The sequence below is a fragment of the Methanoculleus chikugoensis genome, from assembly GCF_019669965.1.
In the GTDB taxonomy this organism is placed as follows: Archaea; Halobacteriota; Methanomicrobia; order Methanomicrobiales; family Methanoculleaceae; genus Methanoculleus; species Methanoculleus chikugoensis.
This window is the reverse complement of the sequence record NZ_AP019781.1, coordinates 586,995-613,647: the sequence shown is the minus strand read 5'-3', so window position 1 is coordinate 613,647 and position 26,653 is coordinate 586,995. Positions and strand designations below refer to the sequence as shown.

At 64.6% G+C, this 26,653-nt stretch carries 24 protein-coding genes; 8 read left to right on the top strand and 16 right to left on the bottom strand.

From position 1 onward, the window contains the following. Positions 1–10 precede the first annotated feature (10 nt). On the top strand, positions 11–1,342 hold the full coding sequence (locus MchiMG62_RS03190) for a site-2 protease family protein (RefSeq protein ID WP_221057855.1): 1,332 nt from the start codon (positions 11–13) through the stop codon (positions 1,340–1,342). Positions 1,343–1,579: 237 nt separating this feature from the next. Here MchiMG62_RS03190 and MchiMG62_RS03185 read toward each other — a convergent pair whose 3' ends face one another. The 11 genes from MchiMG62_RS03185 to MchiMG62_RS03135 all read right to left on the bottom strand — a co-directional run bounded on the left by MchiMG62_RS03185 (position 1,580) and on the right by MchiMG62_RS03135 (position 12,466). Next, positions 1,580–2,839, bottom strand: a complete 1,260-nt coding sequence (locus tag MchiMG62_RS03185) for an ABC transporter substrate-binding protein (RefSeq protein ID WP_221057854.1) — start codon at positions 2,837–2,839, stop codon at positions 1,580–1,582. A 192-nt stretch (positions 2,840–3,031) separates the two neighbouring features. Next, a complete protein-coding gene (locus MchiMG62_RS03180) occupies positions 3,032–4,123 on the bottom strand; it encodes an SPFH domain-containing protein (RefSeq protein ID WP_221057853.1) in 1,092 nt (363 codons plus the stop codon). Between the two features lies 1 nt (position 4,124). Next, positions 4,125–4,583 carry an NfeD family protein gene (locus MchiMG62_RS03175; RefSeq protein ID WP_221057852.1) on the bottom strand — a complete coding sequence of 153 codons (459 nt, stop codon included), beginning with the start codon at positions 4,581–4,583 and terminating at the stop codon, positions 4,125–4,127. Positions 4,584–4,821: 238 nt separating this feature from the next. Then, a complete protein-coding gene (locus MchiMG62_RS03170; protein ID WP_221057851.1) occupies positions 4,822–5,787 on the bottom strand; it encodes a phosphatase PAP2 family protein in 966 nt (321 codons plus the stop codon). Beyond that, entirely contained in the window at positions 5,784–6,440 is a 657-nt protein-coding gene (locus MchiMG62_RS03165) for a MarC family protein (protein ID WP_054848462.1), read from the bottom strand. The genes MchiMG62_RS03170 and MchiMG62_RS03165 overlap by 4 nt, the downstream gene beginning before the upstream one ends. Positions 6,441–6,498: 58 nt before the next feature. Continuing rightward, positions 6,499–7,677 (bottom strand): hypothetical protein, encoded by a 1,179-nt coding sequence (locus MchiMG62_RS03160; protein ID WP_221057850.1) that lies wholly within the window; start codon positions 7,675–7,677, stop codon positions 6,499–6,501. A 246-nt stretch (positions 7,678–7,923) separates the two neighbouring features. Then, entirely contained in the window at positions 7,924–8,178 is a 255-nt protein-coding gene (locus MchiMG62_RS03155) for a DUF3303 domain-containing protein (RefSeq protein ID WP_221058613.1), read from the bottom strand. An 81-nt stretch (positions 8,179–8,259) separates the two neighbouring features. After that, on the bottom strand, positions 8,260–9,453 hold the full coding sequence (locus MchiMG62_RS03150; protein ID WP_221057849.1) for an ABC transporter permease: 1,194 nt from the start codon (positions 9,451–9,453) through the stop codon (positions 8,260–8,262). A gap of 12 nt (positions 9,454–9,465) precedes the next feature. Beyond that, on the bottom strand, positions 9,466–10,665 hold the full coding sequence (locus MchiMG62_RS03145) for an ABC transporter permease (protein ID WP_221057848.1): 1,200 nt from the start codon (positions 10,663–10,665) through the stop codon (positions 9,466–9,468). Beyond that, positions 10,665–11,339: an ABC transporter ATP-binding protein gene (locus MchiMG62_RS03140; RefSeq protein WP_221057847.1), complete on the bottom strand. Its 675-nt coding sequence runs from the start codon at positions 11,337–11,339 to the stop codon at positions 10,665–10,667. The genes MchiMG62_RS03145 and MchiMG62_RS03140 overlap by 1 nt, the downstream gene beginning before the upstream one ends. Then, a complete protein-coding gene (locus tag MchiMG62_RS03135; RefSeq protein WP_221057846.1) occupies positions 11,336–12,466 on the bottom strand; it encodes a COG1361 S-layer family protein in 1,131 nt (376 codons plus the stop codon). The genes MchiMG62_RS03140 and MchiMG62_RS03135 overlap by 4 nt, the downstream gene beginning before the upstream one ends. A 130-nt stretch (positions 12,467–12,596) precedes the next feature. Between MchiMG62_RS03135 and MchiMG62_RS03130 the strand changes: the two genes are divergently transcribed. Beyond that, positions 12,597–14,219, top strand: coding sequence for a putative manganese-dependent inorganic diphosphatase (locus MchiMG62_RS03130; protein ID WP_221057845.1), 1,623 nt, complete (start codon positions 12,597–12,599; stop codon positions 14,217–14,219). A gap of 177 nt (positions 14,220–14,396) precedes the next feature. Here the strand turns inward: MchiMG62_RS03130 and MchiMG62_RS03125 are convergent, their stop codons facing one another. After that, the gene (locus MchiMG62_RS03125) at positions 14,397–15,716 is read right to left on the bottom strand and encodes a dihydrolipoyl dehydrogenase family protein (protein ID WP_221057844.1); all 1,320 of its coding nucleotides are present in this window, start codon (positions 15,714–15,716) and stop codon (positions 14,397–14,399) included. Positions 15,717–15,725: 9 nt separating this feature from the next. Beyond that, positions 15,726–16,691, bottom strand: coding sequence for a hypothetical protein (locus MchiMG62_RS03120; RefSeq protein ID WP_221057843.1), 966 nt, complete (start codon positions 16,689–16,691; stop codon positions 15,726–15,728). Between the two features lie 201 nt (positions 16,692–16,892). Here MchiMG62_RS03120 and MchiMG62_RS03115 point away from each other — a divergent pair, with 201 nt between their 5' ends. Next, positions 16,893–17,639, top strand: coding sequence for a DUF128 domain-containing protein (locus MchiMG62_RS03115; RefSeq protein ID WP_221058611.1), 747 nt, complete (start codon positions 16,893–16,895; stop codon positions 17,637–17,639). Here MchiMG62_RS03115 and MchiMG62_RS03110 read toward each other — a convergent pair. Next, positions 17,633–18,424, bottom strand: coding sequence for a TrmB family transcriptional regulator (locus MchiMG62_RS03110; RefSeq protein WP_221057842.1), 792 nt, complete (start codon positions 18,422–18,424; stop codon positions 17,633–17,635). The two genes, MchiMG62_RS03115 and MchiMG62_RS03110, sit on opposite strands and share 7 nt — an antisense overlap. A gap of 64 nt (positions 18,425–18,488) precedes the next feature. On the opposite strand from MchiMG62_RS03110, the gene MchiMG62_RS03105 reads away from it, so the two are divergent. After that, positions 18,489–19,772: a COG1361 S-layer family protein gene (locus tag MchiMG62_RS03105; RefSeq protein WP_221057841.1), complete on the top strand. Its 1,284-nt coding sequence runs from the start codon at positions 18,489–18,491 to the stop codon at positions 19,770–19,772. Further along, positions 19,769–20,491 (top strand): glucose-6-phosphate isomerase family protein, encoded by a 723-nt coding sequence (locus MchiMG62_RS03100; protein WP_221057840.1) that lies wholly within the window; start codon positions 19,769–19,771, stop codon positions 20,489–20,491. Before MchiMG62_RS03105 ends, MchiMG62_RS03100 begins: the two co-directional genes overlap by 4 nt. Positions 20,492–20,935: 444 nt before the next feature. Here MchiMG62_RS03100 and MchiMG62_RS03095 read toward each other — a convergent pair whose 3' ends face one another. Then, positions 20,936–21,829: a TIGR00269 family protein gene (locus tag MchiMG62_RS03095; RefSeq protein ID WP_221057839.1), complete on the bottom strand. Its 894-nt coding sequence runs from the start codon at positions 21,827–21,829 to the stop codon at positions 20,936–20,938. Between the two features lie 49 nt (positions 21,830–21,878). On the opposite strand from MchiMG62_RS03095, the gene MchiMG62_RS03090 reads away from it, so the two are divergent. The 3 genes from MchiMG62_RS03090 to thiL are packed head-to-tail and all read left to right on the top strand — an operon-like array spanning position 21,879 to position 25,544. Further along, positions 21,879–22,736, top strand: coding sequence for an RIO1 family regulatory kinase/ATPase domain-containing protein (locus tag MchiMG62_RS03090; protein WP_221057838.1), 858 nt, complete (start codon positions 21,879–21,881; stop codon positions 22,734–22,736). Further along, positions 22,733–24,685 carry a DUF460 domain-containing protein gene (locus MchiMG62_RS03085; RefSeq protein ID WP_221057837.1) on the top strand — a complete coding sequence of 651 codons (1,953 nt, stop codon included), beginning with the start codon at positions 22,733–22,735 and terminating at the stop codon, positions 24,683–24,685. Before MchiMG62_RS03090 ends, MchiMG62_RS03085 begins: the two co-directional genes overlap by 4 nt. Further along, a complete protein-coding gene (gene thiL, locus MchiMG62_RS03080; protein WP_221057836.1) occupies positions 24,678–25,544 on the top strand; it encodes a thiamine-phosphate kinase in 867 nt (288 codons plus the stop codon). Before MchiMG62_RS03085 ends, thiL begins: the two co-directional genes overlap by 8 nt. A gap of 256 nt (positions 25,545–25,800) precedes the next feature. Here thiL and MchiMG62_RS03075 read toward each other — a convergent pair whose 3' ends face one another. After that, entirely contained in the window at positions 25,801–26,586 is a 786-nt protein-coding gene (locus MchiMG62_RS03075) for a YhfC family intramembrane metalloprotease (RefSeq protein WP_221057835.1), read from the bottom strand. Between the last annotated feature and the right edge of the window lie 67 nt (positions 26,587–26,653).

Genomic DNA, 26,653 nt, shown 5'->3' with positions numbered 1-26,653 from the left:
ACCGTGAGTGATGAACTGGCTCCAGATACTCCTTCTCCTCGTCGCGGCATACCTCCTGATAGCCTACTACATCCGTGAACGAGGGCTGTTCAAGGATCACGTCATGTTCTTCGGCCCGATCCTCGCCATCAAGACCGAGCGGGTCGGCTTCTTCGACTGGTTCCAGAAGTTCCGGCGCCCGCTCCGGGCCTACGCAACGCTCGGGGTCCTGCTGGTCGTCGTGGTCTCCGCCTTCATGACCCTCGCCCTGCTCCTTGCAGTTCCCCAGTATCTGGTGCACACACCGGAGCCGACCGGGATCTACGACCCGAGAAACCTCCTCGCGATACCGGGCGTCAACCAGGCGATCCCGATCACCGCGGCCGTCGTCCTCGGCCTCCTCCTCACGATCGTCATCCACGAGTTCGGCCATGCCATCCTCGCCCGGGTCGAAGATATGCGGGTGAAGAGCATGGGCCTCCTCATCGCCGTCGTCCCGATAGGGGCGTTCGTCGAGCCAGAAGAGGAGGATGTGGAAGCGGCGAAGGGGATGCCGAAGATCCGGATGTTCGGCGCCGGGATCACGAACAACATCGTATTCGGGCTCGCGTGCTTTGCGGCGATGTTCCTCCTCGTGGGGATGGCGACGCCCCTTGCGGTTCCGCTCGTCCAGGGGGTCTACCAGGACTACCCCGCGGCCGACGCGGGGCTTCCCGGCTACTCGGTCATCACGAGCATAAACGGTGTTCCCGTGGCAAGCCAGGAGGAGGTGGCGGCGATCATGGACGGGACGCGGCCGGGGGAGACGGTCACGCTGACGGCCGCAAAGGACGGGGTCGAGAGCACCTACACCCTCACCCTGGATGAATGGCCGGAGGCGCTCGACGGCGACCGGGACTCCGGGTTCATGGGGGTCTACTACTACAATGCTCCCGCGGTGAAGGAGCATATCGGGAATATCGCGGATCTCGGGCTTCTCGCGCCTCTCTACCTGACGATAGCCCCGATCGACGCCTTCATCCAGAGCAACTCCCAGCAACTCGGGATCCTGCTCACCGACACCCCCGAGCAGATCGCCTGGGAGGAGCCGTTCCCCCTCTTCTGGGGCACGGTTCACCTTCTCTTCTGGACGGGATGGTTCAACCTGCTGGTCGGGATGTTCAACGCCATACCGATCGTCCCGCTCGACGGCGGCTACATGATGAAGGAAGGCGTTGAACGGTTCTTCGAGCGCCGGGGCTGGTCTCAATACGCGCAGCGGGTCGTCGCCTCGATCAGCGGGTTCGTGACGGTGATGCTGATCCTCCTCATCACGATGCCGATGATCGTCGCGGCGGTGCGGTTCGTGCTGACGATGGGGTAAGACTCGCCGCAATGGTTTCAATCCATCCACGCGTAGAGTTTTACCCCCGGTGCCTGAACTCCCCCGCACCTTACGATGCTCAAACTCCGGCCGCTCGCTACGCTCCCGCCTGGCGCACTTAGGGTGAGGCTACACCACCGACCTCTATTGGTAACCGGGCGTTCTCTAGAGGATGTGTGAAGCCTTTCAACAGGGCTCTTTTTCAAAAAAGAAGTGTGAGGGCCAGTGCCCCGACACTCAGGCGCCGACCCACTCGAGTTCCGGGGTGGCGCCTGCCGACGCGATGCCGTACTGGACGACCGGCACCCACCGGCAGGCGGCGCCGTCGGCACTCACCGTCCAGAAGGTGTAGTGCGCGCTCGACAGGTCGCCGGCTCCGTTCAGGTGCGCCGGCCCGAAGAGGGGGCCGCCGGACTCCTCTGCGGTTCTCTCAAGTGCGGTCTTCAGCATGGCGACGTCCGCAGTATCGGCCTCTGTCCGCGCCATGGCGACGATCCAGAGCGCATCGTAGGTCGCGAGGCCGTAACCGTCGGGATGCCGCCCGAGGAGTTCCCGCATCTTCTGGATGGTGGCCGTGTTCGACGCGACACCCTCCTGGTTCCAGAGCGCCGGGCAGGTGAACTTCGTCTGCTCCGCAAAGCGGGCGGGCTCGCCTGAAGCGAGCGAATCGAGGAGGACGCTGCCGTCGCACCCGTACCACCGGACCTTCGGCAGGTTCTCTGTCGCCATAGCCGCCCCCATGATCCTGTCCGCCTCGTCGAGGCTGACCAGGTAGACGGCGACCTTCTCTCTCCCGTGCGCCGCGATCGCCCGGGCCACCCGGGCATCGAGATCCGCCGCTATCGCGCCATATACCTGATCAGGCGTGTACCGGACGCCGTCGAGGACCTTCCCGCCGCCTCTCACAAGCGCCGCAGCCGTCAGCTTCTCCAGTTCGTCGCCCCAGACGTCACCGCGCCAGACCGGTACGATCGCGGTTACTCCCTGCTCTCTCAGGTAGTATGCCATGACGTCGGCCTGGTAGGTATCCGGCGGCACGAGCCGGTAGACGTTGTCGCCCGCAATCGCAAGCGACGGCGCCGTGCTCATGGTGCTGATCAGGATGAACCCGTGCTCGTCTGCATACGTCCTGACCGCCTCAAGCTCGGCGCTGGTGCCGGGCCCGATGACGATCCGGACGTCCTGCCCTTCAAGCGCCTGGAGTTTCGCGAGCGCTGTGGCGGGATCGGCCTTTGTGTCCTCAATGATGATCCCGACACGCCGGTCCGACCCGATCGAGGCAAAGTAGTCGTTGATATCCCCGGCCGCCACCTCGAGAGCGACCCGGCTCGCCTCTCCGCCCCCGGCGTACTCGCCGGAACGCGGCAGGAGGGCGCCGACGACGATATCCTGAACGGCCTCCGGCCCTGCGGGGGGCGTATCCGCCCCCATACACCCGCAGGCAAGGACTGCCGCTGCAAGGAGAAGAAGTACGAATGCTGCTGAAACAGTTCGCATAGGATTTACTTTATGAGATGAAAAATAATCATTTCGTTTTGAACCGGGGAAGCACGGCAGATTAAAGCAAAAAATGGCACTACTGGAAACATTTTACCCGAAGACATCGAAGACCGCTCACGCCGGGCGCGTGCCCCGCCGGCGCAGATTGTACCGGGATATGGCCGTGTCCGGAAACAGGGAGAGACGGGCCTACAGCCCCTCGTCCCCACCCTGTCGCATCAGGTCGGTCGACTTCTTCTGTATCTCTACGTCGATGTCGGTCTCGATGCTCTTCGCCGCCTCTTCCGCGGCCCGGAGCGCCTCCGGGCCCGGGATCTCCCCGAGAATATCCTCCGACGGCAGTTCCGTCCCTTCCGGAACCTCTGCGGCCTCGGCGGTGGCGCCGAGGTACTCCGCGGCCTGCTTGACGACGCTCGAGAGTTCGAACGGGAATATGATCTTCGTCGCCTGACCCCCGGCCATCTGCTTTAGAGCGTCGAGCGAGAGAACCGTGATCGCCCGCTTATCAAGCGGCCGGGCGCCGACCGAGAGGATGCGCAGCCCCTGCGCCTCGCCCTGCGCCTGCAGGATCCGTGACAGCCGCTCGCCCTCCGCCCGCAGAATCTTGCTCTGCCGCTCGCCCTCGGCTTCCAGGATGATGCTCTGCCGGTTCCCCTCCGCCCGCAGGATCGCCGCACGCTTCTCGCCGTCCGCACGGAGGATCGCCGCACGCCGCTCACGCTCGGCCGCAGTCTGCTCGGTCATCGCCTGCTTGACCGCGCCCACCGGGTCGACCTCCTTGATCTCCACCCGCTCGACCTTCACGCCCCAGGCATCGGTCTCCCGGTCCAGGATATCCCGGAGGCGGGCGTTGATGACGTCCCGGTTGTAGAGGACCTCGTCGAGCTCCATGTCGCCGATGATCCCCCGGAGACTCGTCTGCGCCAGCGCCACAGTCGCCGACCGGTAGTTCATCACCTCGAAGTAGGCCTTCTCGGGGTCGATCACCCGGACGTAGACGATAGCGTCGACGTTCGTCGGGGAGTTGTCCTTCGTGATCACCTCCTGCCGCGGGACGTCCATCACCTCTGTCCGGAGGTCGAGTTTCTTGACCACCGTGATCAGCGGGACCACCCACCGGAAACCGGGGTTCATCCTCCCGATGTACCGCCCCAGGCGGATCTGGAGCCCCTGTTCGTACGGCTGGACGATCACCACGCCACGAGCGAAGATGATGATGATGACGATGATGAGAAAGACCGTGATGAGTCCGGTCCATGGAACCTCTCCGGTTAAAAGCACTTTATATGACCTCCTTTACGACGACGTGCACCCCTTCGGAGCGAACGACGATAACTTTTCTCCCGACCGGGATCCCTCCCGACTCGGAACGAGCGCTCCACTCCATGCTCCCGAGCCGCACCTTCCCCGCGAGCGTCTCCGGATCGACCGGGGCGACCACCGTCCCCTCGAGACCGACGAGCGAGTCCCGGGAGAGCGTCTTCGGCGGTTCGTGACCGGGCGTGAGGCGGCTGTAGAACCATACGGTGACCGAGGCCGCCACGATCGCCGCGAGAACCCCGACGACGAGGCCCCAGGGGGACGTGAGGATGTCGACGCCGAGGAGGAGGAGGACTCCGAGGATGATCAGGACCGTCGCAGGGACGGCGATGAAATACCCGGGCTGGTAGACCTCCACTAGTAGCAGCACCGCCCCGAGCACGATCAGAATCCAGCCGAGAGCGATCCCCTCTGCAAGCATAGGGAATGAGTCGGCTTTGGGCTATAAAACCCTGCTGAAAGATGCCGTTATCCGAGATCCGTCACCGGCGTAATTCGGGGCGGCACGGCCCGCTCGACCATGAACGGGACGCCGCCGGGCGTAAACGGCCGGGAGGGATAGATGACCGGGTCGAGCCTTTCTCCGGGGCTCGAGGAGGGTGTCGTCGTCCCCCGAATCCATACGGTCTCCGCGCCTTGCAGCGGATAATACTCCCGCGTTATGCGCCCGGGCCGTACCGGGCAAAGAACGCCGGAGCACCGAACGAGACCCAGGCACCGGCGACGGCAGCCCGGAGGTACTGGAAGAGGTAGGCGGCGGGAACGGCATCCTGCGGGGCAAAAAGCCCGAGCCCGTACCAGATCGCCCCGGCCACGGCGATCCCGAAGGCGTAGCGGAACAACCGGACGGATCCCTTCCCTGTGGCGCACATGCTCCCGGGCTGACGGTCTGCCGCCGCACCGGCCGCGAATCCGAAGAAGAGGCCCGAGGTCGTGACTGCGTCCAGGAGGGCGAGCGGGTGGATCGCTTCCCCGGACCGTTCAAGCGCCCCCGCTGCCCAGGAGGCGGGAACCTCCCAGTCCCCGAGGGCCGCGAGAGCGGCAAACGAGGCTACGGCCAGGGCAAGCGAGCCTGCGAATGCGGCAAGCACCTGCCCTGAGAGGGGAAGGGCGGCGATCCGGCGGCCCACCGGTTCCTCGAGAGCAAGGAACCCGAGGAGGACGGCGGCGCCGAGCGCCCAGCCCGCGAGGACGTCGGTCGGGAAGTGAACCCCGAGGAAGACCCTCGATATGCCGATGAGAACGATCGTCCCGGCCGTGAACGCCCAGATCCACCTGCTCCGGGCATCGGCGGCGATCAGCCCCCAGAGCGCCGCCGACCCCTGAGCGTGCGCCGACGGCAGCCCGAACGAGGGGCTGCTCCCGAGCGCCCTGACCTCCGGGCTGACCCAGTAGGGGCGGGGGAGGTGGAACGCAACCTTGAGGGCCTGGTTGAGCCCGCCCGTGATCCCCATCAGGATGGCCAGGCGGAGCCCGAGGCGCGTGTCCCAGCACCAGTAGAGGAGCGCGATGACGAGCAGGTAGAACTCCGCGTTCCCGAGGAACGAGAAGAAGAGCATCGGCGCTTCGAGCCACGACGCATGGACCTGAAGCGCCTGGATGAGAGCGATCTGGATATCGGTCATATCACCCCGGAAAGGTCAAGGTTTGCGAGCAACTGCGGCATGGCCGCTGCAATCCCGTTGATGATGAACTGGATGGCGATGGCAAGGACGATGACCGCCATCAGCTTCGGGACGACCCGGAGCCCGGCCTCTCCAATGAGGGAGAAGATACGCGGTCCATACAGCATCCCGACGTAGGAGATGGCGAGCGCCACGATGATTCCCGTAAATACGGCGACGAGGCCCATGATACCCTCCGGGCCCGAGGCGAGCAGGATCACCGTCGTGATCGTCCCCGGACCGCACGAGAGCGGGAAGGCTAGCGGGACGATGGCGATGTTCTCAAGATCAGCAGCCGTGTAGGCCTCGTCCCGCGTGCTGAGCATCCCGGTCGCCACGCTGATGAGAAGGATACCGCCGGCGATCTGGAATGCCGGGATGGTGATGTTGAAGATCGAGAAGATCAACTGTCCGGTGAGGGCGAAGAAGGCAAGCACAATGAAGGCTATCTTCATCGAGGTATCGATGACCTTCCTTGCTTCGCTCCTGCTCATCCCTTTGGTGACCGCCGTGTAAACGGCGATCGTGGAGGCAGGGTTCATCACAGCGACGATCGATGCGATCGCAACCAGGCTGAACCCCGCAAACCCGACGATCTCTGCAATCAGGTCCATCTCTGAAGATCACACCCCGACGTCATGGGAATGTATGCGCCCGGGTTTCATACGTATCTTACGGTTCTCCGGTCGCTGCAGCTGCGGGAGCATGGATCGCGGGGAGCGCGTCGAGGAGTTCTCGCGTCAGTTCGGCCCCGAGCGACGGCTGGACAGACTCGAGCCAGAGGAAGAACCCCGCCATATGGGGCGTCCGCCGGCTCTCGAACTTGAACCCGCCCGTCTTGCTCGGCACCATCTTGAGGTACTCCTTCTTGTTCCGGGTCCGCAGATAGATGATCGGCCGGTACTCCGGGATGTTCACGGCGAGGACGACCTTCGAGAACTGTTTCTGGACCGTATCCGGGTCGTAGGTCTTCCCCTTGATGCGGATGGGGTATCGGGCATCGAGCATCCGGATAGCAGAGGGGTAGAGCCCCCCGAAGATGACTTTCTTCACGATCGGCGGGATCTCGTCCGGGGTGCCGAGTTCCCCGACGCCTTTCTTCGAGGTGACGGCGGCGATGATGCTCTGCATCCGTTCGTCGTGCAGTTTCTTATAGTCGAACGGCCGGCGGGGCGGGATGTCCTTGATGGATATCAGCTTTTCGTGTTTTATCCGGCGGGTAGGACTTCGCTTCAGGTCCCGCTGCCGGATAAGGCCTTTCAGATCCTCGCAGGTCGGGGTGGTGAGGAGGACGTTGTCGGGTTCCTTGAGGAGGCGGCGGACGACGGCCGTCCGGGAGATATCGACCGAAGAGATGAGGAGGAACGGCACGGTCGGCTGCCCGTAGAGATAGCCGAAGAGCTGTTTTTTGTAGCGGATCTCCGCCTCGAACTCTTTCAAGTCGGCAGGAGACGTGATGATCTCGCCGAACGTCAGCGCTCCGGTATGGTCGACGAGCACGAGATCGACTTCGGCGAGATCCTGGCCGTTTCCCCGGACCTTGATATCCCCGATGTTCGAGTAGAAGAGCCCGTTCTGACCGAGCTGCGCACGCCGTACCTTCGCGGGCCCGTCGGCCCCCCGGGCCACGACGGAGAGGATAAGGTCGGTCTGCAGCGAGAGGTCGAGGATCATCTCGTAGACGATCGCCTCGAACCACCGCCCTTCGGCGGTTCGCATCTCGGGGATGTCTTCTGAGAAGAGCTTTTTTCGATCCGCGGGGCGCAGGTGGCGCAGCGCTCTCATGATGATCGCCCGCGTCGGCTGGAGCGAGCTGAAGTTCTTGTCGAGCCACGTAGTCATCTGTAACATTCGTTTCACACAGCCGGGTATTGTTATCGTATTGGGGACCGGATGAGGGTCAGAGCACTTCCTGACAGGGAAGTCTATCATCCTATAAGTGCTCATAGAGTTTCCGGTCTCCATGGCTATGAAATTACGCATGGCCCAACCCCCGCGAGGGGCTTCCCCGCGCCCGGCCTCGCAGCGGACTCCGGGAGGGGGTGGCCCGACCAGGGAGAGAAAAAGAGAGGGGTTTCGGTGCCGTGCAGCCCCGGATCAGACTGCCTTGATCGCTTCTTCGAGCGGCATCGCCGGCGCAACGTGTGCAACCCCGTACGAACTGAACGGCGCGGTGATCTTCAAGAGAGAGCGCTCGTCCGGCGCCTCGAAGATGGCAACCGACATGTGCCTCCCGACGAGGAGGTAGCGCTGGAGGACGTTCACATCCGAGGGGAACTTGAAGTGCTTCCAGAGTTCCAGAACCTGGTGGGCATGCTCCGGTTCGAACTGGTACCACAGGACAAACAACATCGTCTTCACCGGCTCCCCCATACCACCTCAGGTATAAAAATCCTGTACCGGGGGCGGCTTCCCGCCCTCCCCGGTGAGCCGTCACTCGTAGCGGAGCGCTTCGATGGGGTTCAGCTGCGCCGCCTTCCACGCGGGGTAGAATCCGGCGACGACACTTGTCCCGATGCCGAAGGCCATCGCAAAGGCGACATAACCGATCACCACGGAGATGGGGATGCCGGCTTCTCCCGAGACGGAGAAATCTGCGAAGAGATCGCTTATGGAGGCAGAGGCAGAGAAGGCGACCGCCGTGCTCGCGATGCCGCCGATGATGCTCCCGATGACCCCGAGGAACAGGCTCTCGTAGAGGAACATTCGGAGGACCTCCCGTTTTCGCGCCCCGATACTCCGCATCAGCCCGATCTCCGCCGTCCGCTCCGTGACCGATATGATCATGACGTTCAAGATGCTCACGCTCGCGACGAGGAGCGACACCCCGCCGATACCGAGGAGGAAGATGTTGATGGCGTCGATGGTCTCGTAGTAGAGTTCCAGGATCTCGCGTGAGTCCAGGATGTCCACAACCTCGCTCCTGCGGTTGATCTGCTGGTCGATGGCGGCCTTAACGTCCTCGATTGCGGAGAGATCGCCGACCTTCACGACGACCCGGCTGTAGTCCTGCGGTCCGTGCCGTTCCGTGTACCAGTCTTCCGTGACGATGATGGCGTAGTCGGGGTTGATGTCGATGCCCATCCCCCGCTCCGCCGCGATCCCCAGAACACGGACGCTCTCACCCCCGACCTCAATTCGGCTCCCGGGGTGGAGGTCGAATTCGTCGGCAAGGAGCGAGCCCACCATCACCCCCGAAGACCTTCCCTGGGGATAGAGGCCCGCCTCCCGCTCGAGCAGGAACGGGATATCGGCTGCGGGCATGGCGTATATCGTCGCGTAACCGCTCGTCTCCCGCACCCGCAGTCGATCCGATGCGACAAACATGGGGACGGCACGGTGTTCTCCCGCGGCCTTCTCTATCAGCCCCACGTTCTTCGTGGAGATGCTCGCCGCGAGGGCGCTTCGAGGATCGAACGGATCGCCGCTCGATGCCGCAAGATGGGGGGTGATGAGCACGGTGTCGCTCACGTCCGAGACCATGCCCCCGACAAGCGTCGAGAGGCTGCTGCCCATGATGCCGAGAGAGGCGATGGCGACGACACCGATGACGATGCCGACCGTTGCGAGGATCGAACGGACTTTGTGCCGCCTGAGGTTGCGCACCGCGAGATCGATGAAGATCATGCCCTGCCACCCCTATTTCTGCCTCATTGCATCGACCGGGGCGAGGTGCGAAGCTCGCCACGCGGGGTAGAACCCGGCGGCGATACTCGTCCCGATACCGAACGCCATCCCGAAGACGATGAACCCGACCGCGCTCTGGTCGAAGACCGTGAAGTTCTCGCCGAAGGTCGTCCCGGCCGTGGCGACCTCGATCGCGGCGACGCTGATCAGGTAACCGAAGGCGGTGCTCAGAACGCCGCCGACGACGCTTCCGATGACCCCGAGGATCATCGCCTCGTACAGGAACATCCCGAGGATCTCCCGGCGCAACGCCCCAATGCTCCGCATGACGCCGATCTCTTTGATCCGCTCGGTCACCGAGATGTACATGACGTTTAAGATGTTGACGGCGGCGACGACAAGAGCAATCCCGCCGATACCAAGGAGAAACAGCGTGATCTGATCGTAGATCTCCTCGTACTGCCCGAGCATCTCGCGCGAGTCGGATACGTCGACCACCTCCTCGCGCCGGTTGATCCGGCTCTCGATAGCATCCTTTACGGCGTCGATCGCATCGGGATTGCCGACCCGGACGATGACCATCGGATAGGAGTCCTTCGCCCCGAAGTGGCTCTCGTACCAGCCGTCGGAGACGACGACCGCGTAGTCCGGGTTGATATCAAACCCCATCCCCCGCTCCGCAAGCACGCCCGCCACCCGGACGTCCTCACCCCCGATCGCGATCCTCGAACCGGGGCTTATGCCGTACTCCCGGGCGAGGTGGATGCCGACGAGCGCGCCCGCCTGGTTCTGCCGGAGGTGCTGCCCCTCTGCGATGTTCAGAAGAACGGGGATATCCCCCGGTGCGAGCCCGATGATCCGGGCATACCCGCTCTCGCCGCGGCCGAACTCGACCTCGTCCGCCCCCTGGAGCACCGGGATCGTCCGGTGCGGGTTTGCCGCCCGCCGGATCTCCTCGACCTCGCGGGCGGGGATGGCGGCATCCACCACCGTCCGCGGGTCTCCGGCGAAGGTCCCGCCGATCGCGGTGTGCGGCGTGACCACGACGGTATCGCCGACGTCGGTGATGATGTTCGCGGCGAGGAGGTTGATGCTGTTGCCCATGACGCCGAGGGAGGCGATGGCGACGACGCCGATGACGATCCCGATGATCGAGAGGCCTGAGCGTACCCAGTGCCTCCGCAGGTTCCTCGCCGCGAACGAGAAGAACACTAAGCCACCCTCCCGTCGACGATCCGGATCGTGCGCCGCGCGTATGCGGCGACCCCTGGATCATGGGTGACCATGACGACGGTCTTGCCCTCCCGGTTCTCTGCCGCGAGGAGGTCCATGATCGCCGACCCGGTCTTCGTGTCCAGGTTGCCGGTCGGCTCGTCGCAGAGGAGGAGGTCGGGGTCGTTCACGAGCGCCCGGGCGATCGCGACCCGCTGCTGCTGCCCGCCGGAGAGTTCGGCCGGCTTATGGGCGAAGTGGGTCTCGGCGATCCCGACGGCCGTGAGAACCTCGACCGCCCGGCGCCGGCTTTCCTCCCGGCCGGTGGTGAGGACGATGGGAAACTCGACGTTCTCGACCGCCGAGAGGAGCGGGATGAGGTTGAACTGCTGGAAGACGAACCCGATATGGTCGCGCCGGAGCCGGGTGAGGTCGTCGTCGCTCATCCCCGAGATCTCCTGGCCGGAGAGGAAGATCTCCCCGCGGGTCGGGACGTCGAGGCAGCCCATCAGGTTCAGGAGCGTCGATTTTCCGGAGCCGGAAGGCCCCATCACGGCGATGAACTCGCCCGGCTCGACGGTGAGGGTGACGCGGTCGAGCGCCACGACGTCGCCTGCAGGAAGGGAATAGATCTTGCTGACCTCCTCGAACCGGAGGAGGGGCTCGCCGCTCACCGCCGCCTCCGGACGTACCAGAGGGCCGCCAGGCCGGCGGCGATGACGACCAGGGCCACGGCGGCAACGGCCGGAGCAGGTAGCCCGGCACCGGCGGCCTCCTCTGCGGTGCGGTTCTCAAGCGAGATCGGCCGCTCGACGGAGTAGGGGTTGCCGTCGTCGTCCCGGTACTCGATGACGAGCGGGATCTCCTCCACGCCGGCACCGGCACGGAACGTCACCTCGAACGCCGAGATGTCGTCGGGATCGAGCGTCCCGACGACGTAGACCCGGAAGGGGTCGGTGGGCGTCGCGGGGGCGCCTGGGGAGATGACGACCGATCGGGCGGGTTCGAGCCCCGCGTTCATAACATCGCCCGTCGCCCGGCAGAGATCTCCCTCCATGACGACTTCGACGTTGGTGATGACGGGATCAGCCCGCTTCTTGTCCTCGCCGAACGCGACCGGCAGGACGAGGTCGGCGGTGTGCGTGTTGATCCCGTTGCGCCAGACCACCTGGAACGTGACGTTCGTCTCCGCCGCCGGTGTCAGGTTGAAGGCAACGGTTCCGGACGCATCGGGTTTGAGGGTGCCGATGAATGCGCTCTCTGGCGTGACGGTAAAGCCGCTCCCCTGCGGGATCACCTGGACACCGGAGGCGGCGTTCGATCGCGGGTTCGCCACCCAGACGGCGACGGTTGCTGTCCGGGACTCGGAAAAGGTCTCGGGCCTTCGCGCTATCGACGCCTCAAGCGGGGTGCCGTCGACCCTGACCGGAACCGGGTGGGTGAGGGTTCCGTTCTCCCGGAGATCGAGGGAGAACCGCGGGTAGTATGTCCCGTTCGGCGCATCCGCCCGGACAGCAAAGGTGAACGTCCGGTTGAGACCGGCCCCGAGAGCCCCGACCGAGGGGTAGGGCTCGGAGATCGGGACGACGCCGTCCTCGTAGAGGCGGGCGCCGCCGAGCGGGAGGGTGGAGGAGCCGGTGTTCTGCACGGCAACCGTCACAAAGCCCGTATCACCCGGCATCAGGATCTCCGGCTCGACAGAAACGGACGTCACCGTCATGTTGCCCTGTCCCCCCGCGACCGGGGAGACGAGAAGGCATACCAGGATGAGCAGGATGGGGAGGGGACGACCAGATTCCACACGGGAGAATGGAGAGAGCCTCTACTTCAACGTTATCCCCGCACCATCCGGGGGCCGGCATAAAACCTTTGACGGCAGAGGGCGATACCTCTTGGAACAATCTTCACCCCGCCGGGGTTCCGAGGAGAATATGGGACTGAACAAGATCTACATCATCGGCCACAAGCAGCCCGACACCGACAGCATCTGCAGCGTCATCGGCTACGCCGAGCTCCTGAACCGCGCCGAGCCCGGGAAGTACATCCCCGCCCGGTGCGGGGAGGTGAGCCCGGAGACACGGTTTGCGCTCGAGACGTTCAACGCCGAGGCGCCGGTCTACGTAGCGAGCGTCGAACCCACCGTATCGGACATGCCGCTCGATACCCGGAGCGTTCGCCAGGACGTCCCGACGGTCGACGTCGCCGCCCTGATGGACACCTACGACATGCGGAATATGCCAATCACGGACGGGGACGAGACCCTGGTCGGCCTCGTCAGCGAATACGGCCTCGCCCGGGCCTACGTCCGGAAGAATCCCCGGGAGCAGCTCTCGCTCGTCCCGATGCCGCTCGAAACCCTCGCCCGCATCCTGGACGCCCGGATAGTCGTCCCGTCGCGCGAGACGCTCGGGGAAGGTCGGGTCTACACCGTCATCGACGCCCTGCACGTCACCCTCTCGCGGATGACGCCCAACGACATCGCGATCGTCGGGGACAACGAACCCGCCCAGCTCGCGCTGATATCGGCGGGGGTCGCCGCGCTCATCATCGCCGAAGGGGCGCCGGTGGGCGAGCGGGTGATCGATGCCGCGCGGACGAGGGGCGCCTCGGTGCTCGCGACGACGCTTGACGCGTTCAGCGTCGGCAAGATGATCAGCCTCTCTCTCCCCGCGCGCATGATCATGGAGACCGACATCCCCACGGTACGGCTGGAAGACTCGCTCGAGTATGCAAAAGGGGTCGTCTCGAACTCCAAGTTCAGGACAGCCTGCGTCGTCGGCGACGAAAGGCAGCACATCGGGCTTGTTTCCCGGACGACGCTGATGCAGGACGTTCAGAAATCGGTGATCCTCCTCGACCACAACGAGTACTCCCAGGCCGTGGACGGGATCGAGCAGGCGGACATCCTCGAGATCATCGACCACCACCGCCTCGGCGCGATCTCTACCTTAAAGCCGGTGAGGTTCCTCAACGACCCCGTGGGGTCGACCTCGACGATCGTGGCGAACAAGTTCATCGAGGCCTGTGTGGAGCCCACGCCATCGACCGCCGGGCTCCTTCTCTCGGGGATCCTCTCGGATACGATGGTGATGAAACTCTCGACGACCACCCCGGCAGATATCCGGGCGGCCGACCACCTCGCGGGGATCGCCGGGGTCGACCTGGCCGAGTTCGGGGCGGAGCTGATCCGGAAGGGCATGGACCTCGATGCGCTCCCGAAGGATGAACTCCTCACCCGGGATATGAAGCGGTATAACCTCTTTGGCCGGAGCATCATGGTCTCACAGGTGATGGCGTCGTCGTTTGAGTTCGCAGAGACCCATGCCGCTGAGATCCGCAAGGAGATCGAGCACCTCCGGACAACAATGGGCGTCGACTGCTTCTTCGCCCTCTTTACGAACGTCTTTGCAAACGCAAGCGACCTCTTCGCCGCCGGGGACGAGGCCTACATCGCCAAGCTGGATCTCCGCGACCAGCCCGTCCGGCTCGAAGGCGTCATGTCCCGCAAAAAAGATTTCATCCCGAAGTTCGGGCAGATGTTCCGGCAGCTCTAGCATCAAGCCACTTCCCTTCGCGGCTTCGCGTTCTTCGCGTGAGGCTAGGGCGCGTAGATGTTGATAGGGTCTCACGCGAAGAACGACTTCCCCTTTGGGGAAGGAGTTTGGGAAGCCGTAGGCTTCGAGGCTTCGCGCTCTTCGCGTGAGACTCTAGCGTTACCCTCTGCTATCAGATCACTCGTTCTTCTTCTTGAGCATCCCGGCAGCGTAGCGGGCGAGCCCGTAGACGCCGTCGGTCGAGGGGTGGACCTCGACGATCTCGTCGAAGTCGTCGACGGTGATGCCCCGCTTCATCAGGTAGCCGATGTAGGAGAGGAGGAGCGACGCCCCGGGTACGGCGGCGGCCGCCCCGAGGAGCCGGCCGCTTTCGGGATCGACCCGGATCTGGGCAAGCCCCGCCCAGCCGCCCGCCACGTCCCAGAACGAACCGGGGCCCGCGGGCGCGGGGGCCGAGAGGGTGATACCTCCGTCGGCGGTCGCGGCGAAGGCGTAATCGTAGCGGAGACTCATCGCCTGCGGAATACCCTCGTAGTCCATGACGGTCTCGCGGCCGAGGATGTTCTCGGCCGCCACCACGCCCTCCCTCCGGGCCGCGGGGGTGAGGTAGGGCGGGCCGATGACGTCTCCGGCGGCGTAGACGCCCGGAACACTCGTGCGCATCCGCCGGTCGACGACGACGGCACCGTCCGGACGCTTCTCAAGCCCCTGGAGCATCTCTGAGTTGGGGACGAGACCGGTTGCGAGCAGCACGGCATCGGCCTCGATCTCCTCGCCGCCGGCGAGAATGACCGAGCGGACCCTTCCGCAGCCTTCGATGCTCGCAACGGGGGTCCTTTCGCGGATGCCGACCCCGGCAAGGTCGCGCAACGCGGCGGCGCGCATCTTCTCGTCGAGATCCCGGAGCAGCCCGTGCCGGGCGATCATCTCGACCTCGACCCCGAAGGCGTGGAAGATATGGGCAAACTCCGCCGCCACCACTCCGCCGCCGATGACGGCCATGCGGCGGGGGAGATCGGGCATGGCGGGGAGCGTCCGGTAGGTATGGACGCCGGAGAGGTCGGTGCCGGGGATATCGGGGATTGCTGGCCGCGACCCGGTGGCCGCGAGGACCGCGTCGGCCCGGACCTCCTCGTCGTCGATGAAGACCCGGTCACCCTCCAGCCGGCCCTCGGCTCCGTAGACGATCTCGACCCCCGCCCGGCGGGTCTCCGCATCGAGAACCGAGGAGAGTTTATTCTGGACTTCGCAGATTCGCTTCCGGATCGCCGGGTATGAGACAGTCGGCACCGAGTCGAGGATCCCGAGATCCTTCTGGGTTCTGGCAGACTCGATGAGCCGCGCAATGTCGTTCAAGGCACAGATCGTCATGCACCGCTCGTGAAGGCACTGTCCCCCGATGCTGCGCTGCTCGACGAGCCGGACATCCTTCCCCGCCTGCGCGAGGTGGATCGCTCCGAGCCTCCCCGCGGGCCCGCCGCCGATGACGATGATCATGATCTCTTCCTACAGCAGTTCGACGCCTTCGTCCATCGGCATCGAGAGGATCTCGCCGGTGAACCCGTTGACCTCGACGATCTTGCTCCCGCCCCGCACCTGCCAGACCGGCACGTAGACGGCCTCGATATCGACGGTGATGTTGCTCCGGTCGGGTTTGAGGGTCTTTTCCTCGTAGAAGATGGCGTCGCCCTTCTCGTAGCGGAACCGCACCTTCTGGGTGAGACGGTCGATGATGTCCCGCACGAGCTGCTCCTCCACGTCCTCCCGCACGAGCCGGGTGGCGACGATCTCGGAACCGAACGGAACCGGGCCCCGCTCGATCTCGCCGGGATTGATCTCCATCTTCAGGCCGTTGATGGCGTTGATTGCCCCGGCACCCTCGGCGTCGAAGGAGACCAGCCGGTCTTTCACCTCGCGCTCGCCGGTGCTCACGTAGCGGTAGTTCCAGTAGGGGATGAACCGGCACTTCGCCGTCCCCTGCAGCCCGGCGATGCCGCAGGCACGTTTCTCGGAGATCTTCACCGGGAGGTGGGGCAACTCCGGCCCATCCTGCAACTCTTCCTTCATCGGCGCAGGGGAAGCCTCGATCCGCCCCCGCCGAACCGTCCGGGCCGGCAGGGGGAGATCCAGGATCAGGTTCTGTCCGAGCACCTCCGCAAGCGCGGCTCTGCCTGCGTAGCGGACGAACTCATCGGGCCCCCACCGGATGCAGTCCTCCGTCTGCACCTCCGGATCGAGGGTGAAGAGCAGTTTCCTGCAGACCCAGTCGTCCTCACCGGTGCGCAGGCGGTAGATCATCGAATCGAAACTCCCAATCGTCTCCGGATCGTCCGAGCAGAGAACCACCAGGGCATCCTCGCTCCCGATCACGGAGAGATCCAGCGGGTCGCCGACCTCCTCGACGTCGTAGGAGGCCGCGGCAAGGATCCGCTTCAGCACGTTCCGGGCTTTTTCCCGAGTCCCACTCTCCATTCATCTAACAATACCACAGGGAGATAGAATTAGTTTTCCCTTCGAGAGGGGGGCAGTGGATGGTAACGGGGCGGGCAAAAAAGCATGACGCCGGGATGCGCGGGGCGGCGAAAGGCCGGCGCCGCACCGTGCTTCTGTCTGCCGAATCCGGCGAATCCGGAAGACAACACTTTTTTCTCCTGCAGGGCAAGAAATCTAATGATGCACGCTCCCCTGAAGTTCACCAACCACCGCATCGAGGAGTACGCGCTCAAGGTGACCTACCGCCCGGAGGACGACACGGGGAAGATCATCTACAACCTCTCGCTCATCGAGAGCCCCGACCTCGAGTTCGCGCTCTCCATCATGAAAGAGGCGCACAAACGGGGCATCACCATCAGCGACCGGCTTCTGGTCGCCGGGCCGGGGGAGCAGGTCGGCGGCTACACCGTGCCGGACGGCCGGCACGCCATCTGCACGGTGTGCAGTATCACGCTCGACGCCCTTCTTCTCCAGCGCGGCATCCCGGCGAGCCCGATCGGGGGCGGGATCGTCGAGGTCGACGAGAGGGTTGCGCAACGGTTCACGAGCTTGATCCTCTACCGCGACACCACGCTCGATCCCCTCGAGGTTCTCATCTCCCAGGAGGCCACGTCGATCCTCGACGTTATGAGCCATGGAAAGGGCAACATCCTCGCCAACATCAGGGAGTGCCACATGGAGGCCGAACATCTCCTGGGCGCGGTGCTCGACGAACTTACGGGTATAGGGTTCTCCGGCATCCTCGACGTCGGCGCCCCGAACGTCCCCCTGCTCGGGGTCCCGGTGAGCCCGCAGTACGTGGGCGTGGCGATGGTCGGGGGCACAAACGCGATGGCGGCCTTTGGAGAGACCGGGCGGCCGGTCGTGACCCGGGCGCTCAAAGGGCTGATTGATATCCGGGAGATGGGCTACCTGGACGATTACTGAACCGCAGCCTTCGTCCATTCCATGACGGTGGCGATATGCCGCCGCACGAAGAGCGCGAGCCCCGCAGACTCCGAATAGAGGGCGGAGGGCTGACCGTCGGCGCCTTCCATCCAGAGCAGCGCCCGGGTATCGTCCACCAGGAAGACGCCGGATCTCTCGTACGGCAGCAGTTTCTCCGCGAGAATAGGGGTTTTGCAGAGAGCGGCGAGCGGGAGGACATGGAGACGGAACCGGGAAGGCTGCTCGCCTGTCCAGCAGTCGGTGACGATCTCGACCGGCACGGAGCCGGGAACGGGATCGAGCAGCGAGAGTACGCTCCGCTGGAGGAGATCCCCCGTCGCGAGCAACTCCACGCTCCGCTCCGCACTCTTAAACATTCCTGCAAGGCGGGTTCTGATATTCTCTTCGCCGTAGATCGTCCAGACCAGTTCCTGGTCGCCCCGGCCTTCCAGTTCCTTCTCCCGGTAAAAGACGTCGAGGCCCGCCCGGGCGCTCTCTGCGTCGCTCTCGATCCGGCGCATCAGGTTCTCGACGCCCTGGTCGGGAGGAACCGCGTCGAAGCGCTTGGGTGTCGTGTGCGAGACACTGACCAGTTCTTTCTGGACGAGCCGATCGAGGACCGGGTAGACGGATGCGCGCGGCACGCCGGAGATCTCGTGGACTTCCGTTGCAGTCGCGCCCGCCGTTCTGAGAAGCCCGATATATACGAGGGCCTCGTACTTCGTAAGTCCCAGCGATTTGAGAGATTCGAGGAGGGGAGTTGGGACGTCCCGGAGAGCCTTCATTCCATCATGTATATATACTGTTTAGCAATAAATGTTGTTGCTAATATAACAACAAGGTGAAGAGATGCGTTGGCAATACCTACCCGTACTGATGCTCCTGCTGGCACTCCTGGCTGCGCCGGGGGCGGCGCAGGGCGTCAAGTACCTCTATGGAAGCCCCGATCTGTCGGCAACAATTTCCGGCACCAACCAGTTCGCACCGGGTGCCGAGACCCAGCTCGGGGTCATCATATCCAACAGCGGCCTGAATACCCACAAGATGGTCGGTTCGACCATCGTCACGCCCGACGACCAGCCGAACACCGCAAAACTGGTCACCGTGACGCTCAAGAGCAGCGACGCGCCGTTCACCGTCAAGACGGACCCCCAGTTCGTGAGAGACATCGCGGGCGGCGGCGCCGCGAACGCCGTCTTCAACGTGAAGGTGGCGGATTCTGCCGAGCCGGGCACATACACGCTGCCGCTCGAGGTGACCTACACCTACCTGCAGGACGCTGAAGATTACGGCGACGTTCTCCGCTACAACTACCAGAAGAAGACCCTGACCCTGCCGCTCACCGTGCAGGTCACGCCCGACCTTCAGGTCGAGGTTCTTGACATCCGCTCCGAGTCGCTGAACGTCGGCACGGAAGGCTACGTCTACATGACCCTGAAGAACGTCGGCCACGACACGGCGAGTAAGGCAATCGCGATGGTCACGAGAAGCGGCGCGAGCCCGCTCATCCCCACCGACGGCAACGCATACATCGGGACGTTCGAACCGGGCGAGACGGTGGACGTGAAGTTCAAGGTCTCGGTCGCGAACACCGCAGAGCCCCAGTCCTACCCGCTGGACGTCGCGGTCACCTACGAGGACTACGAGGGCAAGACGGTGACCTCCCGGCCGACGACGATCGGCCTTCCCGTAGGCGGCAAGATCGCCTTCGAGGTCGTCTCACCCCCGTCGACGCTCTACCTGGGCCAGAAGAGCATCCTTGAAGTCGTGTATAAGAACTCAGGAGCGGCAACGGTCTACAATGCTCAGGCACGGATCAGCGCCGTCGACCCCTTCACCAGCAACGACGACACCGCCTTCCTCGGCGACCTCGCTCCGGGCGAGACCGCGACGGCACGGTTCGAGGTGAACGTCGACGGTGCCGGCACCGCGAAGGAGTACGGGATCGACTCCGAGATCCGCTACCGCGACAACCTCGACAACAGCAAGATATCGGACACCATGAAAGTGCGGGTCGCGCTCGAACAGAGGCAGGGCACGCTCTTCACCAATCCGGTCTTCCTCATCGCCGTTCTGGCTGTGATCATCGGAGCAGGGTATTATATATTCGTGTACCGTAAGAAACAGAGATGAACGGGTACTGGGACGGACCCAAAGCGGAGCCGCAGATAAGGACAATCGAGGAGATGCGAGAGGTTCTCGCAGATCCCCGCTGCACCTCCGATCAGCCCCTCTATTTTATGTACCGGGATCTCGCGAAGAGCGAGAGGGACCGGGAATGGCTCCGGCAGCACCACATTCGCTACGATATCACCGTTATCCCCGCCCGGACGCTCTGCGGAGAGTACGTCAAGACGAAAGGCCACTACCACACCAAGAACCCGGCAGGAGAACTCTACCCGGAGATCTACGAGGTGCTCGAGGGGACGGGGCACTACCTCCTCCAGACCCGCGATGCCGACGACGTGGTGATGATCGAGGGCACCGCCGGCGACAAGATCCTGATCCCGCCGGGATACGGCCACGTGACCATCAACCCCGGAAGGGAGGAACTCGTGATGGCGAACCTCGTCTCGTCGGAGTTCTCAAGCAACTACGCCCCCTACGCAGACCTGAAAGGAGCCGCCTACTACGAGATGGAGGGCGGGGCGCTGGTGAAGAACCCGCGCTACCCCGATGCCCCGCCGGTGCGCTACTGCAACCCGGTGGAAGTCCCGGAACTCGGGATCGAGAGAGGGGTCGGGCTCTACGATCTGGTCGGGCGGCCGCGATCGGTCGCGTTCCTGAACCACCCGGAGCAGTTCATGGAGATATTCGCCGCAATTACCGGCGGGTGTCTCACGATGCGGTAGGGGTCGAGGGGCTGTTGCAGAGAGGGGCAAGCGCGGTTCCCCTCTACCGCCTGCCATTCTTTAGAACTTCACATATCCTGTACGCGGATTTCCATCGGATATCGCCACGCGGGGGAGGGGCTGACGGGGAGGGGGGAGCATCCCCCCCTCCCCTGTCTCTGTCGCATAAGGGGACGCTGTAACCCCCACCCCACCCGGCCTTCGGCCTCCTCATTCGCACCTGCGGTACTTAAACTCCTGCTGTTCCAGCAGTCGTTCCCCGCCCCTCGGGGCGGGGGCAGTGCGTGGCGACATCCAAGAAATATCGGTTGACGGGGTTAAGCGAGTAGAACAGAATTGCCCCGGGATTTACCCCAAAAACAGAATGCTTCCGGAAACGTCCTTATTTGACGCTTCACCCTCGCGGTCGGTAGACACACCTATCCGCTATCAGGCTCCTTTCGCTCAATCTCCCCGTCGCATCTCATCCAGGATCTGGCACGTCCGGCAGATCCTCCCGCACGGCTCTCCGCACCTCTCGCATATCCGAAACCCCTCCGCCTCGGGTCTCTCCGGTTCCCGGAGGGCCTCGCCGAGGTTCACGAGCGAATACTTCGTCGCCGGGTGGCGGTAGGTGTAATCGTCGAGGATGCCCCGGACGTCGCCCCGGAGAGCGTCGCCCGCATAGGGGCAGCCCGCGAGGTCGAACCCCTCGACGTGGAGGAAGGCATACAGCGCCACCTCGCGCTCCGGGATGTACATGAACGGCTTGATCCGGGGAACCATCCCCTCAACCTCCCGCATGGGGCGGGTGAGCCGGTCGGCATCCCCCCGGAGAGCGTTCATCAGGACCGACTGCGCCTCGTCGTCCAGGTTGAACCCGTAAGCAAACTTCGTGACGCCATGCTCGCGGGCAATCCGGTTCATCAGCGCCCGGCGGAGCACGCCGCAGTAGGAGCAGGAGAGGCCCGTTCCCTTCCTGCCCACGATCTCATCGAGCGTGATCCCGTATTCGTCGGCAAACGTTGCCGTCACCCAGGGGACGCCCATGCTCTCGGTGATCGCCCGGGCCTGGGCCGGGTCGCGGTAGCCGGATATCCCCTCGTCCACCGTGATCGCCATCAGCCGGACGTCACGGCGCTCGCCGAGGAGCCGGTGGAGGAAGAAGAGGACGGCGCTCGAATCCTTGCCCCCCGAGAGCGCCACCGCCACCGTATCCCCCGACTCGATCCAGCGGTGCTCCCGGATCGCCCGCTTCGCCTTCGCCTCGAAATCCCGGTTGAAATGCTGCTCGCAGAGGTGCAGCCCGGAGTATCGCTGGAAAAGAATCGCGTCGCGGCGGCACTTGCTGCACTTCATGCTTTCTCGATCATCCTTTTATCACCGCGCTACATAAATGGTGTAGAAGATGCCCGTTCCTGCAGAATACGTGCGATCCCTGCACACCTACGAACTCCAGATCCTGCTCGCCCTCGAACGTCTCATGCGCCGGTACCGGTGGGTGCCGCTCGAGGTGCTCAAGTCGGCCACCCGGTTCTCGGAGTCCGAGCTCTCCTACCGTCTGGGCAGGCTGATGGCCATGGATATGGTCAGGTACGAGAAGACCCCCTACGAGGGTTACGCGCTCGTCTTCAACGGCTACGACACCCTGGCCCTCCACACCCTCACCCGCCGGGGCACCGTTCAGGCGCTCGGGACGCTGATCGGCGTCGGGAAGGAGTCAGAGGTCTACGAGGCGATGGGCCTCGGCGTCGTCGTGCTGAAGTTCCACCGGGTCGGACAGCGGTCGTTCCAGTCCGCCCGCGTAAAGCGCGGCTACATGCCGGAGACCGGGCACTGCCCCTGGATATTCGCTTCGAGCAACTCGGCGAAGATGGAGTACGACGCTCTAAAGATCCTCCACCCCGCCGTCTCGGTTCCGCTCCCGATCGACCAGAACCGGCACGTCGTGGCGATGTCGTTTGTCCCCGGGGTCAACCTCTCGCGGGCCGACCTCGAAGAGCCCGGACCGATTCTCGACGAGATCCTCGAGAACATCGGGGAGGCCTACCGCCTCGGGATCGTCCACGGCGACCTGAGCGAGTTCAACGTCATGGTCGACGATGAGCAGTGCTGGCTGATCGACTGGCCGCAGTGGGTGGAGACCGCCCACCCGAACGCCGGCGAGATCCTCAACCGCGACATCGAGAACATCCTCCAGTACTTCAAACGGAAATACGGCCTCGAATACGCCTTCGACGAAGCACTGGCAAGGGTGGTCGGGTGAAGGTCTTCGGGATCGACATCATCAAAGGTTCGGTTCGTTCCCGTACCCGGCGACCGGTCTACGCCCTCGCCCGGGTGGAGGACGGCGATGTTCAGGGCGTCGAGGAGGTGACCGGGTTCCGGCTCCAGCGCCTCCTCGCCGCCGAGCAGCCCGACATCCTCGCGGTGGACAGCCTCCAGGAGATCGCCGCCGACCAGCGCGAACTCCACGCCTTCCTGCAGTCGCTCCCGCCCGCAACGAAACTCGTCCAGGTGACCGGCGGCGAGCGCACCGAGAGCCTCGGGAAGGTCGCCACCCGCTACAACATCAGTTTCAACAAGTTCGACCCCTACGCCGAGGCACGGACCACCGCCCGGGTGGCCGCGCTCGGGGCGGGCGTCGAGGTGATCGCGTTCGAGAACACCACCGACATCACGGTGAGCAGGCACCGTTCGCCGGGGCGGGGCGGGTGGAGCCAGAACCGCTATGCCCGGAAGATCCACGGCGGCGTGCTGCAGAAGGCCCGGGAGATCGAGGGACGGCTCCGCGGCGCCGGGCTCGACTACGAGAAGAAGGAGACGAAGGCCTTCGGCGGCTACTCAAGGGTCGCCTTCCGGGTCAGGGCCCCCCGGGAGATGGTGCCGGTCCACTCCTCCCGGGGCGCCGATGTCCAGGTCAGGGTGGCAGGAAGGCAACTCGACCGGATACGGTTCGAACCCCTCGCCGGCCGCCCCCGCTACCTGATCGTCGGGCTCGATCCCGGGACGACCACCGGCATCGCCGCCGTGGACCTCGACGGGAACCTGGTTCTCCTCTCGAGCTCGCGACAGATGACGATGTCCGATATCGTCGAGGAACTCTACCGTGCGGGAAAACCGCTCATCGTCGCCTCCGACGTCCGCGAGATGCCCTACTCGGTCGAGAAGATCCGGCGGGCGTTCAACGCCATCCCCTATACCCCGAAGCAGTCGCTCTCGGTGGAGGCGAAATACGACCTGACCGCCCCGTTCTCCTACACGAACGACCACGAGCGCGACGCCCTCTCGGCGGCGCTGGACGCCTACCGGAGCCTCCAGAACAAGTTCAGGAACATCGCGAAGAGGGTGGGGCCGGGCTACGACCTCGACGAGGTGCGGGCGCGGGTGCTCCGGGGCCAGCCGCTCGATGCCGTTCTGGCGGACCTGCAGGGGGTTCCGGCGGCGAAGAAGGAGGAGGTTGCCGCGGCGGAGGCCGAGCCGGAGCGGCCGGTCGAGGACGAGCGGGTGATGGCGCTCGACGGGATGGTGAAAAGGCTCCGGAGTTACGTGCAGGAACTCCAGGAGGAACTCCGGGAGCGCGACCGCGATCTGGAGCGGCTGCGGCAGAACGTGAGCCGGGCACGCTCCGCGACCGAGCGCAAGATCCGCCGGGACGCGGAACTTGCGGCGAAGGACGCGGTCATCGAGAGCCTGCGCGAGCAGCTCCGGGGCGAGCGGCGGCGGTCCCGGCGACTGAAGAAACGCCTGGAGCGGATCCAGAAGGTCGCGAAACTCGAGGTCTCGGAGGACTACACTCCGCTCAAGGTGCTCGACTCCCTCACCCGCGAAGCGGTGCGGGCTCTCCAGGAGGAGATCGGCATCGCCGGAGGAGACGTCCTCTACGTCCCGCAGACGCACGGCTGGGGCCGCGGCGTGGTGAAGGACCTTGCCGGGACGGGGGTGCGGGCACTGGTCGTCGGCGGGGAGCCGCCCGACCCGCACCTGATCCGGATCGCACGGGAGGCCGACCTCCCCCTCCTCCGGGAAGAGGCCGTCGGGCCGGATATCCGCGGCAGGACCGGGGCGGCGCTGACCGGCGCCCTCGAAGGGGCGATCGCGGAATGGGAGGAGGAGCAGAAGGAGTTCCGGCGCGAGCAGGAAGCCGAGCGGGTCGAGTATCTCTTCAAGGAGTACCGGAGCGAGCGGGAGAAGGAGGTGCGCCGCGGTGGATGAACGGGGCCTGCACCGGCTGATCGGGACGATCATCGACCCGGAGCGGCTCGCGGACGACTGCGCCGTCATCCCCTGCGGCGACCGCCTCATGGTCGCAAGCACCGATATGCTCCACGAGACGACCGACTTTCCGGCCGGGATGACCGACTGGCAGGTAGGCTGGATGTCGACGGCGGTCACGCTCTCGGATATCGCGAGCATGGGCGCGGCGCCGGGGCAGGTGCTCCTCGCGGTCGGCCTCGACCGTCCGGAACGCCTTTCCGGGATCATGGAGGGTGCACGGGACTGCTGCACCGTGTTCGGCGCAGAACTCGTTGGCGGCGACCTCGACGCTCACCGGGAACTGACGATCGTGAGCACGGGACTCGGGACTGTCGCCCCGGAGTATCTCGTCCGGAGGCGGGGTGCGCGGCCGGGCGACGTCATTGCGGTCACCGGGCTGCTCGGAGAAGCGCAGGCCGCCCTGAACGGCTATGATCGGCACACGAAGGAACTCCTCGAACCGCAGCCCCGGGTCCGGGAGGGGCAGGTGCTCGGCCGTGCCGGGGTCTCGGCGATGATGGACATCTCCGACGGCCTTGCACTCTCGCTCTACGATCTTCTTGCCGTGAACGACTGCGGGTTTGCCGTCGATACCGCCCGTCTCCCGCTCCCGGCAGGCGTTCCGGGGGAGGAGGGGCGGGAACTCGCGCTCTACGGCGGGGGGGACTTCGAACTCCTCTTTACCGCTCCTGCCGGTATCCTTCCGGTTCCGGGGGTCACTGCGCACGTCATCGGGGAGGTCATAGCAGAGCGAACGGTCCTCGTGGACGGAAAGCCGCTCGAACGCCGGGGTTACCTGCACGAGTGGAGCGGGTAGTGCCCGCGGTATCCAGTATCTCCAGGCCAACGGTCGACCCCATGAGAAGCCATGGGTTTCAAGGCACGACTCGCGAAAAACACGAAATTCAGCGCACATTATAGATGAGCGCTCCCCTTCGCACCTGACGGCGCTTGAACTCCTTTCCCTTCGGGAAAGTCGTCCTTCGCGTTTTTCGCGACTTTGCGTGAGACCTTGCTATCGTCTTCCAATCTGCTCACGCGAAGAACGCGGAGCCACGAAGGGAGGTGTGAAGTCAGGTTGCTGCTCTTACCCCCATCCACCGCCACTCCCAGAGGATATACGCGAGGGCGATGACCGCAAAGACAAAGATAACCGCCTCGGTCACGAGAATCCCGTACGTCTGCACGAGGTAGACGGCGGCGGCGTCCACGGCGGCGTGCCAGAGGACGGCAAGGGCGAGGAGCGCTTTTCTCCCGTAAACGACGGCGGCGAGCACCATCAGCGACCAGGCGATGTGCAGGGTGATCGTCATCATCCGTTCGGCAAGCCCGGGGAGGATATCGAGCGGCGTGAGAGCACGGAGAGCGTCGACCTGCACCTGGACGGCAGGGTCGTCGGGGAGGGGGATCGCTCCCCCGTCGCCGGTGAGAAGAATGTAGGAGACCATGCCCGCAAGGACGATCAGCGCGACGAACATGCTCTCGACGCCCCCCCACCCGGTTCCGAAGAGGAGGCCGTTCTCCCGGGTGGGGGCGATCTCCCGGCGCCGGAAGTAGTAGCGGTAGACAAGATAGCGGCCAATCTCCTCGAAGAGCCCGGCCATGAGGCCGAGGTAGACGGCGAGGACCGCGAGGGCCGCCGTCGTGCCGAACGGGAGGACGGCGAGGTAGAGTGGGGTCTGCGTCAAGATGACGAGCGGCGCGTGGACGACCTGCACGACGATGAAGAAGAGGGCGCCGAGCCCGAAGACACGCCATGAGAGATCGAACCTTTTGACGATCCAGTAGCCGAGCGCGAGCGGAACGGCGATCTCAAGCAGGGCGACGACGGCGAACGTGGCGACAACGAGCGGATCCATCGGAGAGAATATTTTGACTAAATATATAACGATTGTCACTGTACAGAGAGGAAAGGATCCCGATAGC